Annotated in this window: 8 protein-coding genes and 1 tRNA gene; 7 read left to right on the top strand and 2 right to left on the bottom strand. The window is 70.0% G+C overall.

Annotated features, from left to right (window positions below; all coding sequences use genetic code 11):
* Nucleotides 1-78 precede the first annotated feature (78 nt).
* Nucleotides 79-1599 (bottom strand): glycoside hydrolase family 43 protein, encoded by a 1521-nt coding sequence (locus ABKW26_RS14005; RefSeq protein WP_348594393.1) that lies wholly within the window; start codon nucleotides 1597-1599, stop codon nucleotides 79-81.
* 433 nt (nucleotides 1600-2032) lie between these two features.
* Nucleotides 2033-3568, bottom strand: coding sequence for a family 43 glycosylhydrolase (locus ABKW26_RS14000; RefSeq protein WP_348594392.1), 1536 nt, complete (start codon nucleotides 3566-3568; stop codon nucleotides 2033-2035).
* 231 nt (nucleotides 3569-3799) lie between these two features.
* On the opposite strand from ABKW26_RS14000, the gene ABKW26_RS13995 reads away from it, so the two are divergent.
* The 7 genes from ABKW26_RS13995 (at nucleotide 3800) to ABKW26_RS13965 (ending at nucleotide 12169) form a co-directional block, all read left to right on the top strand.
* Nucleotides 3800-3886, top strand: a tRNA-Ser gene (locus ABKW26_RS13995).
* A 304-nt stretch (nucleotides 3887-4190) separates the two neighbouring features.
* Nucleotides 4191-4622 (top strand): hypothetical protein, encoded by a 432-nt coding sequence (locus ABKW26_RS13990; RefSeq protein ID WP_348594391.1) that lies wholly within the window; start codon nucleotides 4191-4193, stop codon nucleotides 4620-4622.
* Nucleotides 4623-4777: 155 nt separating this feature from the next.
* On the top strand, nucleotides 4778-6034 hold the full coding sequence (locus ABKW26_RS13985; protein WP_348594390.1) for a hypothetical protein: 1257 nt from the start codon (nucleotides 4778-4780) through the stop codon (nucleotides 6032-6034).
* A 63-nt stretch (nucleotides 6035-6097) separates the two neighbouring features.
* Nucleotides 6098-7021 carry an LLM class F420-dependent oxidoreductase gene (locus ABKW26_RS13980; protein ID WP_348594389.1) on the top strand — a complete coding sequence of 308 codons (924 nt, stop codon included), beginning with the start codon at nucleotides 6098-6100 and terminating at the stop codon, nucleotides 7019-7021.
* Between the two features lie 443 nt (nucleotides 7022-7464).
* Nucleotides 7465-9294, top strand: a complete 1830-nt coding sequence (locus tag ABKW26_RS13975; protein WP_348594388.1) for a cellulose synthase catalytic subunit — start codon at nucleotides 7465-7467, stop codon at nucleotides 9292-9294.
* Entirely contained in the window at nucleotides 9291-10022 is a 732-nt protein-coding gene (locus tag ABKW26_RS13970; protein ID WP_348594387.1) for an HlyD family efflux transporter periplasmic adaptor subunit, read from the top strand. The genes ABKW26_RS13975 and ABKW26_RS13970 overlap by 4 nt, the downstream gene beginning before the upstream one ends.
* On the top strand, nucleotides 10022-12169 hold the full coding sequence (locus ABKW26_RS13965; protein WP_348594386.1) for a glycosyl hydrolase: 2148 nt from the start codon (nucleotides 10022-10024) through the stop codon (nucleotides 12167-12169). Before ABKW26_RS13970 ends, ABKW26_RS13965 begins: the two co-directional genes overlap by 1 nt.
* Nucleotides 12170-12173 lie beyond the last annotated feature (4 nt).

Below are 12173 nucleotides of genomic sequence, written 5' to 3'. Positions count from 1 at the left end.
AGACGGGTCGAGGGGTGCCGTTCGAGCGCACGCCCTCGCCCCGTCCCTACGCCCTCGCTGACCGTCGTGTGTGTTGCCCTACTTGCGCGTGACCGTCAGCTCCGCCGGTGTGGTGGCCGACTCGCCGTGGGCGTTGTCGAACGTCGCGCGGACCAGGAGGTCGTCCTGGGCGAGCGTCGTCTTCTTCAGGGTGAGCGTCGACGTCACCGTGCCGGTGGGGGCCGGTTGGCCCTTCTTCGGCTTGCCGGGCTTCACGTCAGTGGTCGTCGGCTGCTTCTCGACCGCGGTCCACGTGGTGCCGCCGTCGGTGGACGTCTCCCAGACGGCGACCGGCTCCGGCATCCCGACGGCCGTCGCGGTGAAGGAGACCTTGTGGCCCGCACGGACGGACTGGGCGGTCGGCTGCGAGGTGACGGCCGGGAGCTCGACCGTCTGGTCGAAGGTCGGCCAGCCGTCGACCCACTCGATCTTCTGGAGCCCGAGGGTCGGGAAGAACGGGATCGCCTCGTTGGACGCGTCGTAGTAGTGGAAGGCGAGGTAGTCGTCGAAGACGGACTGCCCGCCCGGCCCGGTGATCGCGCCGTGCGCGTCGAGGACGACGGTCCCGCCGCCGCCGAACATGTCCCGACCGTCCCTGTCGAGGTACGGACCGGTCACCGACTCGGAGCGGCCGACCGCCACCTTGTACGTCGAGTCACCACCGCGGCAGCAGGAGTCGAACGACACGAAGAGGTAGTAGTGCCCGTCGTGCGGGTAGATGTACGGCGCCTCGATGGGGTTGCCCGGCATGAAGCGGTCGGCGATGTTCACGGTCTGCGACTGCCACCCGTCGACCGGCTTGCCGCTCGGCCACTCGAGCGGCACGAGGAAGATCCCGTACCAGAACGAGCCGATCGACATGTAGGGCGTGCCGTCGGCGTCCTCGACGATGCCGGCGTCGATCGCGTTGAACGTCTTGCCGGGGTTCGTGGGGTCGAGGCCGATGACGGGGGAGGACACGACGAGGCCCTGGTCCACCCACTCGTAGTCCGGGTCCTGCGGGTCGAGCGTCGTGTTCGTGGCGACTGCGGTGAGCGAGTTCGGTGTGCCGAAGCTCGACGCCGAGTAGTAGAGGTAGAAGGTGCCGTCGTTCTCGTAGATCTCCGGCGCCCAGAGGTTGTCCGGGAGCGGTCCGCCGGCGTCGGCGAAGTGCGTGTCGATCCACGTGGGGATCTCGTCCCACACGGTGCCGACGTACTCCCAGGTGGTGCCGTCGTCGTGCGAGGCCGCGATCTGGATGGTGCCGCCGTTCTCCCGGTTGATGCGGCCGGTCGAGTAGACGTACCAGGTGCCGTCGTCGTCGATGACGAGCGCGGGGTCGTGGATGGGGGAGGTCTCGCCGACGACAGTCTTGCCGCCGGTCTCGTCCTCGTTCGAGGGGCGGAGCGTGGGCATCTCGGCGGTCGTGGAGGCGGTCGCCGGCGCGGGGGCGGCGGAAGCGGGCGCGAGGACCGCGCCGCTGATCGCGGCACCGAGCCCGAGGCACAGGGCGGTGACGAGGCTCGTCGCTCGTGCGCGGTGCCTCAGGCGCCCTGGTGGGCGGTGGATGGAGGAAGTCACGGTGGGTCCTGCTCTCTCGTGGTGGGTGCGAGAGACGCGACGCCGGGCTGGTGGGACCGGGCGGCCGCGCCAGTCGTCGTTGACCGGTACGGTGCTGTTCATCGATGTACTACATCGATGTAGGGAAACTACCCGGAGCGCATGAACCGGTCAAGAGGGACGTGCGGTGCCGCGGCGGGCCGGCCCGCTGCGCTGCGCCCGGCCCGCTGTGCTGGGCCCGCCGCGCCCGCCGCGCTGAGCCGGCTCGGCGGGGCGTGCTCTTGAGGGTGGAACGTGCCCTCGAGAGCGCGCCCCGTCCTCGAGAGCACGCCCGGTCAGCTGTCGCGCGGGCTGTGGGCCACTGACCGCGGGCTGCCGTTTCGGCGGTCGCCTTCGCGCCGGGCGCGGCTCCTCAGGTGCGGGTCCAGCGCTGGTTGGCCGCGCCGGTGCACGTCTACAGCTGGAGCTTCGTGCCGTTCGCTGTGCCCCACCCGGCGACGTCGAGGCACAGGCCGGACTGGACGCCGCGGATGGAGCCGTCGGCCTGGGCCACCCACTGCTGGTTCGTGGACCCAGCGCAGCCCCAGATGATCACAGCTGTCCCGGGCGTGGTTCCGCGGCCGCTGGCGTCGAGGCACTGCGAGCCGAAGACGCGCAGCTCGCCCGACGCCGTTCGCGTCCACCGCTGGTTGTCGAAGGTGTTGCACGACCAGACGGTCGCCGCGGTCCCCGGCGTCGACGTCGCGACATCGAGGCACGTGCCCGTGTGAGCGTTGCGCAGGATGCTCGTGCTGCTCGTCCCGCCCGAGCTCCCGCCGAGCGTCGGCCATCCGTCGACCCAGGTCAACGTCTCGATCGCCAGCGTCGGCACGCCGTTCTTCTCCGCGTCGTAGTAGTGGAACGCGAGGTTGTCACCGTAGACGGACTGGCCGCCCGGCCCCACGCGGTTCCCCGACGTCGAGAGCAGGACCGTGCCGCCTCCGTCGAGCATCGACCGCCCGGCCTTGTCGACGTACGGGCCGGTGACCGACGTCGAGCGACCGACGGCGATCTTGTACGTGGAGCTCGTCCCCTTGCAGCACGAGTCGAACGACGTGAAGAGGTAGTAGTAGCCGCCACGCTGCGTGATGTACGGCGCCTCGATGGCGTTGCCGGGTGTGCGACGGTCGGCGATCTGGACCGTCTTCGGCGCCCAGTCCGCCACCGCGACCTTGCCGCTCGGCCACTGGAGCGGCACGAGGAAGATGCCGTCGAAGAACGACCCGATCGACATGTAGGGCTTGCCGCCCGACTCGACGATGCCGGCGTCGATCGCGTTGAAGCTCTTGCCGCCCGGCAGCCCGGTCGCCGGGGACGCGACGACGAGCCCGGCGTCGACCCACCGGTACGCCGGGTCGGTCGGGTCGAGCGTCGTGTTCGTCGCGAGCGCGGTCACGGAGGTGTTCGTACCGAAGCGCGACGCCGAGTAGTAGAGGTAGAAGGTGCCGTCGTGCTCGTAGACCTCCGGGGCCCACAGGTTGTCGGGGAGTGCGCCGCCCGCGAAGTGCTGGTCGATCCACGCCGGGATCGTGTTCCACACCGTGCCGCGGTAGCGCCACGTGGTGCCGGCGTTCGTCGACGACCACATCTGGATCGTCCCGCCGTTCTCCCGGTTGATGCGGCCCGTGCCGAACACCCACCACGTGGAGCCGTCGACGATGAGCGCCGGGTCGTGGATCGGGGTGGTGTCGCCGTCGACGGCCTGGGCGGCGATCCGCTGCGCCATCTGCTCGGCGAGCAGACTGCTCGTCGCCCCGACCGGGCTGGCAGAGGTCGGGTTCCCCGCGACCGGGTTCCCCGCGACCGGGCTCGCCGCGACCGGGCTCGCCGGGCGCTCCGCAGCCGCTCCCGTGCTCGCGGTTGCGGTGCCGCCGAGGGCGAGGCACGCGGCGAGCAGGGCGGTGGCGGCCGTGCGCATCCGGGTGGTTCGGCGGTGGTCGGTGTGTCTCATGAGCGTGTCCCGTTCTCTCGTGCGCCGAGGAGGCGACGCGCGCCGGACGGGAGTCGGCCGGCGCGCGCAGCCAGTCGTCGTTGACTGGTGTGCATCGATGTAGATGTGCGCCTGACCGTACCGATACGCGCCAAACCGGTCAACACCGGGCATGTCGGCCGGGGCAGTTCGGGCTCGAGCGAGGCCGCCGATTGGGAGGTTCCGGCCGTCGCCAGGTACTCTTCTGGGCGAGGTAGCGTGTCCGAGCGGCCTAAGGAGCACGCCTCGAAAGCGTGTGTGGGTGAAAGTCCACCGTGAGTTCGAATCTCACCGCTACCGCACACCGAAGGGCCCCGTGTCTGCAGAATGCTGCGGACGCGGGGCCCTTCGTCGCCCCCGGCGCTCTGGGGTTCACGTCGGGTGCGCTTCGCGTGGTGCCGGACTCTGGTGTCGATGATGGCCGCTCTCGCGTGTCCGCCAGACAGCTTCTCGCACTTCGGCGACGGTCAGCGACGTCGCCTGGCATCCTTGGCTCGTGGAGACCGATGGCCGTGCCGCAGCCGGCGACTACCTGGGTATCGAGGGCTACCGTCCGCAGTTTCAGCGGGGCGTGGACGCGATCGCGAGATCGCACGGGTCTCGCTTGCTTGACCTGGTGGGCCGGGGCCTCAACCGAGGTCGACTTCTCTGGGACGCCGAATCGGGCACGTGGGTCACCGATGCTCCCGTCGTCCTCGAGTTCACTGGTGCACAGCTCGAGGTGCAGCACAACGCGTTCGACGAGCTCTCGCTGACGTGGGACCGGATCGACACGGCAAGGCCAGTCGACTTCCTGGACTGTGACCGGGGATGGCGTGAGGGTGCCCTTGAGCGACTGGTCGCCCTCGAGGGACGGACCGTCCTGGACGTCGAGCTGCTCGAGTGGCGCGGGGGAGACATGGCGGACGGCTCGGTAGCGGTGAGCCTCATCTTCGGCGCCGGGGGGCGGCTGACGATCTTCAACGCACTGGACGAGAACGGCGTCGACTTCGACCCGCCCTCACTGGCGTATCGAACGTGTCGGCCTGCGGGCTGAGGGCGCACGAGCAGGACGATCCACCGGGTGCCATCCCCGGGATCGCGAGATGACGTGCCCACACAGGGGGTTCGTCACCGGTGCGCCGGTCGACCACATCCCGGCTCGCGCGACCGCACGACGACGCCCGGCCGAGGATGTGTGAGACTCGTGTCATGCAGGACGTCACATCTGGCACGGATCTTCTCGCCCTGGTCCCGCTCTACATCGCCGTGGAGCCTCGGGACCCGCGTGGCGAGGGCGCCCGCACGGAGGACGCCATCGAGCACGTCCCGGCAGCCACCGTCGAGGAGGTCGCGAGCGTTCTCACGCAGCTCGGTGTCCCGGCGGAGATGCTCGACGGCGCTCATCTCGGTGCGCCCGGCTGGGTCATCGCGCGGACGGTCGGCTGGAGCGACGGCCGCATCGTGCGGTGGGCTCCGGACGAGAACCCGGCGAGCGGCCCGTACCCCACCTTGTCGTGCGATGACGTAGCGACCTACCTCTCCCGGGCGATCGACGTGGCCTGCCGGGTGGGTGAGGACCTCGAGATCCCGGCCGAGGGCGGCGGGGACCACGGTCTCGGCATCGTCATCGAGCAGCGCTCGGGTGCGGTCGTCGGTCGTCTGCGCTCGACGGAGGCGCCGCACCTGGCGCACCTCATGGAGTCGGCACTGTGGTTCGCGCAGATCGACGGGACGTCGATCGTCGCGGCGGTCGACCCGGCCGCGGACCTCGAGCCGGTCGCGACCTACGCGTCGGCGACCCCCACGGTGGGCCTCGAGCGCAACGGCCCCTGGCGTCGCATCGGCCTCATGCGTGGGCGGGCCGTCCTCGCCGCCCACGAGTGGGGGCCGCGGTGGAAGCGCCTCGACCCGTCGGAGGGCGTGGCCCCGTACGACGGCGTCATGACGCTCGTGTACGAGTACTTCGACACCCCGGTCGGGGACGTCGCCGAGTTCGCCCGCGAGCTCGACCTCACCGACGTGCAGACGCGCAAGCTCCAGGCTCTCTTCGACGACGCGGACGTCGACGACCCCTTCACCGCCGTCATGCGGCTCTTCGGGCTCCCGGTCGAGGCGGCCGAGGTCGCCGAGGGCTGGCTCGACCCGGCCGACCTGCCGGACGTGCGACGCGTCGAGTCGCAGCCCTTCGTCCGGGCGATGTGGTCCTCGCTCACGACGGTCCCCACCGAGCCGGGACGGATCAACGACCTGCAGCGCCTCTGGATCTACCGTCCTCGTGCGTACTGGCTGCTCTCGATCGCCGAGGCGGTCGTCGCAGGTGGTGCCGCGGTCGGCCTGCTGCGCTCCGGCGCGCGGCGGGGGAGCGGGCCACGCACCGCCCTCGGCTGGGCGAGCGCGGTGACCGCCGTCGTCACCGTGGCGGACATGGCGCTGCCGCGCCGCTGGCGCGGTCTCGAGCCGCGCTAGGTCTGAGGCCCGCCCGGTCGGGCGTCGGTGCGCCGACGCCCGGGACGTGCCTAGGGTGAGGTCATGGACTTCAGAATCTTCACCGAACCCCAGCAGGGTGCGACGTACGACGACCTCCTCGCGGTTGCCCAGGCCACGGAGGAGCTCGGTTTCGATGCCTTCTTCCGCTCGGACCACTTCCTCGTCATGGGCGACGGCGACGGCCTGCCCGGTCCGACGGACGCGTGGACGACGCTCGCCGGGCTGGCACGCGAGACGAGCCGCATCAAGCTCGGGACCCTCGTCACCTCGGCGACGTTCCGCCACCCCGGGCTGCTCGCGATCCAGGTGGCTCAGGTCGACCAGATGAGCGGCGGTCGTGTCGAGCTGGGTCTGGGGGCCGGGTGGTTCGCGCGCGAGCACGAGGCGTACGGCGTCCCGTTCCCGGACAAGCGTTTCGGCATCCTCGAGGAGCAGCTCGAGATCATCACCGGCCTGTGGGGCACCCCCGTGGGTGAGGAGTACTCGTTCGCCGGGAAGCACTACACCCTGACGGACTCCCCGGCGCTGCCGAAGCCGCTCGGTACCGTGCCCGTGATCGTCGGGGGCAACGGGCCGAAGCGCACGCCCGCGCTCGCCGCGCGCTTCGCGACGGAGTTCAACGCGGCGTTCCCGGAGCTCGACGAGATCGCGCCGAAGTTCGCCCGTGTCCGGGAGGCGTGCGAGCAGGTCGGTCGCGACGCCGACGAGCTGACGTACTCGGCGGCTCTCATCCTGTGCGTCGGTGCGGACGAGGCGGAGTTCGTCGAGCGTGCGCGCGCGATCGGGCGCGAGCCGGCTGAGCTGCGCGAGCACGGCATCGCGGGGACGGTCGACGAAGCCGTCGACACCCTCGGGAGGATCGCCGAGCAGGGGGTCGAGAGGGTATACCTGCAGGTCATGAACCTCTCAGACCTGGACCATCTGGACCTGGTGGCCCGTGAGGTCGTCTCCCGAACGCGCCGATAACTCCGCTCGCTGTCCATCATGCGGACCTCCGTCGAGGTCGAGCCGGTGAACGCTCTGTAAAAACTGGCTACGGGCCGCGCGGCGAGATGCGCCGCGCGGCCGGGCGATAATCGCGGTAATCAAGAGCGTCAGCATCAATTAACCCGGGTGAAGTCCCAGGTCACAGCGCTGACATACTCGCGTTCACTGAAACGCCCTCCGGAGCCCCGCGGCGCCTGGCGCGCGTGAAGGTAGCAGGGCGCACCATTGCGCTCAACGTGTTCCGTGTCTCACCCTGTTTGGAGACGCGTCGAAGAGAACCTCGATACGTTGCATCCTCAGGATGCTGGGTACATCGCCACTTGGGCCGCGCGCCCAAATTCACCCTCGACGTCGCCAGAGCTGCCGCCGTCCCCCACCCACTGACTCGCTCGTTCTCGAGCACGACCAGTTAGGGGGCCACCGTGGCCGTCTCCGAATTTGAACGTCTTGTCGTCACCCCGCGTCGAACTGACCACATCTCTCAGTCCGTCGATGCACAGCACCGCCTGCAGCTCGCCCTCGGCATGCCCGACGAGGAGCAGAGCGCACCCCCCGCCTCCGAGGACGCGAGCAGCACCCACGTCGGTCACTCGCCCTCGCTCATGATGGTCGTCCTCCTCGCCACCCTCGGCGTGCTCGCCTACACCGTCTTCCTCCTCAACCCGAAGAACGTCGGCGACTTCCTCCCGTACGCGCTCGTCATCACCGCCGAGACGATCCTCGTGCTGCAGGCGCTCCTCGCCATGTGGACCATCCTGTCGAGCGGCTACAACCCCCGCGACTTCGCCTTCTACGACGCCCAGGACCGGCTCCACGACGTCCCGGAGATCATCAGTGACGGCTCGGAGCTCCGCCCCCAGGACTGGACGCTCTACCTGCACGACAAGCCGATCGTCGTCGACGTCTTCATCACCACCTACGGCGAGCCCCTCGAGACCATCCGCCGCACGGTCGACGCAGCGCTGGCCATCCGCGGCCGCCACACCGTCTGGATCCTCGACGACGGCAAGTCCGACGCCGTCCGCGAGCTCGCAGCAGACCTCGGTGCCCGGTACGTGCGCCGTCTGTCGAACAGCGGCGCGAAGGCCGGGAACGTCAACCACGCGCTCGCGCTGAGCAAGGGCGACTTCTTCGTCATCCTCGACGCCGACTTCGTGGCGCGCCCCAACTTCCTCGTCGAGACCGTCCCGTTCTTCATCAACGACGACGTGGCGTTCGTCCAGACCCCTCAGGTCTACGGCAACGTCAACAACCTCATCTCCCGCGGCGCGGGCTACATGCAGGCCGTGTTCTACAAGTTCATCCAGCCCGGTCGCAACCGGTTCAACGCCGCGTTCTGCGTCGGGACGAACGTCATCTTCCGCCGCAAGGCGATCAACGACATCGGCGGCATGTACACGGACTCGAAGTCCGAGGACGTCTGGACGTCGCTGCTCCTCCACGAGCGCGGCTGGCGGTCCATCTACATCCCCATGACCCTCGCCGTCGGTGACACACCCGAGACCGTCGAGGCGTACACGAAGCAGCAGCTGCGCTGGGCGACCGGCGGCTTCGAGATCATGCTCCAGCACAACCCGCTGAGCCTGCGGCGCAAGCTCACGCTCGACCAGCGCCTGCAGTACACAGTCACCGCGACCCACTACCTCGCCGGCATCTGCCCCCTGCTGCTGCTCCTCGTGCCGCCGCTGCAGATCTTCTTCGACCTCACCCCGATGAACCTCACCATCTCCACGGGGACCTGGCTGATCTACTACGCCGGCTTCTACGTCATGCAGATCATGATCGCGTTCATCACCCTCGGTTCCTTCCGGTGGGAAGTCCTCATGCTCGCGGCGTGCTCCTTCCCGATCTACACGAAGGCGCTGTGGAACGCGATCTGCCGCAAGGAGCAGAGCTGGCACGTCACCGGCCAGGCCGGCCGCGCGAGCTCGCCGTTCAACTTCATGGTCCCTCAGGTGCTCTTCTTCTGGTTCCTCGTGCTGACGACAGCCGTCGGTGCCTGGAAGGACTGGAACACCGGCTCGCTGAGCCTCGCCCTCGCGTGGAACGCGACCAACGCACTCATCCTCGGGACGTTCGTCCTCACCGCCATGCGCGAGGCACACACCATCGCCGGCGAGAACCGAGCCGAGAAGCAGCGCGAGAAGCTCGAGAACCGCGGCGAGCGCGCCCGTGCCCGAGCCCTCGCCTCGACCCAGACCCCAGCGCAGACGTCCGCCGTCGCGCTCACCCAGCCCGGAGGTTCCTCATGACCTGGTCCAACCGCTTCCGCGTCGCCGTCGGCCTCGTCGTGATCTTCGCGATCGTCGCCGTCTTCACGCTCGTCCTCAACCGCCGCATCACGCAGGTCTCCAGCGCGAGCGCGTCCTTCGAGGCCGAGACGCTCGAGCTCGGCACGGACTACGCCGGCACCGTCATCGACCAGTTCGTCGAGGCCGGGGACACCGTCCAGGCCGGCGACCCGGTCGTCTCCGTGCAGAGCCAGGCGCTCGCGCACGACATCGCCATCGGTCTCGTCCGTGCCGACGCCGCACCGTTCGAGGTGGAGGACGACGGCACCATGACGTTCGTCGCGCCGGCGGACGGCATCGTCACGACGGTCAACGCGGCGCCCGGGTCCTTCATCCAGGCCGGCGGAGTTCTCTCGACCATCGAGCGCGCCGACTCCCTCTACGTGAGCGCCAAGTTCTCGCTCGACCCGCGCGACTACGAGCGCATCGCCATCGGTGCCGGCGTGACGATGGTGCTGCCGAACCAGCAGGAGGTCGAGGGCACCGTCGAGTCCATCGAGGTACGGACCGAGGCCGACAAGGCCGAGTCCGTCATCCGGGTCGCGAGCGACGCGCTCGAGCGCGGCGAGCAGGACGGCCTCATGGTGCCGGGCGCGCCCGTCACCGCTAGCGTCGAGCTGCGCGACGACGGCGTCATGGCCGGCGTCGAGCAGGCTGCCCAGGAGTTCCTGCGAAAGATCGGTGTCTGATGCGACGGATCACACGAGACACCCTGGGACGCACGACCCACCGCGACGCCGCAGCGCGCCGCACGACCACGGGCGCCCTGGCGGCCGTGGCAGTGATCGGGCTCGCGCTGAGCGCCTGCAGCTCCGGCGCGGACTCGACCGGTACCGCGGCTGCCGTCGCGCCGCCGGCCGCGGCTGGGCAGGCGTCGATCGAGGACGTCTCCGGGCTCCTCGCCGCCCTGCCCGTCCAGCAGGTCGCCGAGCCGCCGACGATGCGCCTCGCCGAGGGCGTCGTGCCGCCGACGAACCGCTGGTTCTCCGGTCTGGCCTTCGGTGAGGACGCGCAGCCCGTCTTCCCCATGCCCGTGGCGTACACCCCGACCGACGGCGGCTTCGCCGTGGGGCTGCCGACACCGCAGACGAGCGAGAAGGTCATCGTCGGACCGGCCCTCGAGGACCTCTCGCTCGACGTGGGCGCCTCCTCCTTCGAGATCGCCGCGTACGACACGGCCAGCGTGACGATGACGATGCTCGACGAGGCAGGCGCCGCCCTCGGCTCCGTCGTCCTCGTCGAGGGCTCGCCGTTCGTCACCTACACCGCCGCGGTGGACCAGGACGTCTCCCTGCTCGTCGAGAAGGACGTCCCTGCGACCATCGAGGGCACCGACCTCCCGACCGTCACGGTCGGCGACCGCACCTACGCCCTCGCGACCTCAGGGGCGGTCGAGGGCAGCACGCTCACGCTCGCGGCGGACCAGTCCGCCACGGTGGTCGTCGCACCCGAGCCCGCCGACGGGACGACGGCCGACGAGGCGCTCGCCGCGCTCGTCGAGCTCGCGTCCGACCCGGTCACCGGGACCACCGTGGGCTACGGCGTCGGGGACGACCAGACCCGCACGACCATCGCGTACACGACCGCCGGCGGCGGCCCGACCGCGTTCGTCCGCATGCCCCACCAGGACGAGGCAGGCGCGCCGAGCGACGGCGCAGCGGCACCCGACTGCGGGCTCGGCTCCTACGCCACCGTCTACGGCACCGTGCAGCTGTGCAGCGGCACCGAGCTCGCGTGGCACTCCGCGACGGTCCAGCCCGCGGGGTCGCTCGACCTCACCGGACTGAGCGAGGAGAACCGGACGGAGCTCTCTGAGCAGGTCACAGCGGACATCGCCGCGATCCCCGACGCGCCGTCCGACACCTACTTCGGTGGGAAGGCGCTCTACCGCGACACGAACCTGCTCGTCCTCGCCGAGGAGCTCGGTCTCGACGACGTGTCGGCGCCGTTGCGGGAGGAGCTCACCGCGCGCATCTCCGAGTGGGCGGAGCCCGACGGCTGCGACACCCGCGACGCACGCTGCTTCGTCTACGACGACGCGATGCGCGGTGTCGTCGGCCTCACGCCGTCGTTCGGCTCCGAGGAGTTCAACGACCACCACTTCCATTACGGGTACTTCCTCTACGCTGCCGGGGTCCTGGCCGCGGACGACGCCGAGCTGGCTGAAGAGCTGCGCCCGGTGATGGACGTCCTGGCCGCCGACATCGCGTCGCCGACCGCCTCCGAGGAGCTCCCCGCCCTGCGCGTCTTCGACGCCTACAAGGGACACTCCTGGGCGTCCGGCACCTCGCCCTTCGCGGACGGGAACAACCAGGAGTCGAGCTCCGAGGCGGTCACCGCCTGGAACGGCCTCGGCCTCTGGGCCCAGGCGAGCGGCAACGAGGGTCTCGCCGAGCAGGCCACCTGGTTGCTCTCTGCCGAGACGTCCTCGGCTCGGGCGTACTGGACGGACTTCCCGCTCGACGAGCCCGTCTACGAGGGCTTCGACCACACCGTCGCGAGCCTCAACTGGGGCGGCAAGCGCGACTACGCCACGTGGTTCAGCGCGGACCCGGGGGCGATGCTCGGCATCCTCGTGCTGCCCATGAGCCCGGTGAGCGGCTACCTCGCTGCCGACCCCGAGCGCATCCGGACGAACCTCGAGGACGAGGTGGGTGCGGCCGGCTCGCAGAGCTTCGACGTCATGTTCGGTGACTTCCTGCTCATGTACTCGGCGCTCGCCGGGCCTGACGACGCGGCTGCCGCCCTCGAGGCGTCGCGGGACCTGCCCGACGAGCGCATCGACGACGGCAACACGCGCAGCTACATGCTCGCGTCGATCATGTCGAGGCTCTAGCCGT

Origin of the sequence: Sanguibacter sp. 25GB23B1, assembly GCF_040012415.1 — a bacterium.
Classification (GTDB): domain Bacteria; phylum Actinomycetota; class Actinomycetes; order Actinomycetales; family Cellulomonadaceae; genus Sanguibacter.
Note: the sequence above shows the minus strand (reverse complement) of the source record. Positions and strands in the feature narration are given on the sequence as shown.

Excerpts from the sequence above, each read along its gene's own strand:
- ABKW26_RS13970 (WP_348594387.1), top strand. The coding sequence starts at position 9,291 with ATGACCTGGTCCAACCGCTTCCGCGTCGCCGTCGGCCTCGTCGTGATC.
- ABKW26_RS13965 (WP_348594386.1), top strand. The coding sequence starts at position 10,022 with ATGCGACGGATCACACGAGACACCCTGGGACGCACGACCCACCGCGAC.
- ABKW26_RS13985 (WP_348594390.1), top strand. The coding sequence starts at position 4,778 with ATGCAGGACGTCACATCTGGCACGGATCTTCTCGCCCTGGTCCCGCTC.
- ABKW26_RS13980 (WP_348594389.1), top strand. The coding sequence starts at position 6,098 with ATGGACTTCAGAATCTTCACCGAACCCCAGCAGGGTGCGACGTACGAC.
- ABKW26_RS14000 (WP_348594392.1), bottom strand. The coding sequence starts at position 3,568 with ATGAGACACACCGACCACCGCCGAACCACCCGGATGCGCACGGCCGCC.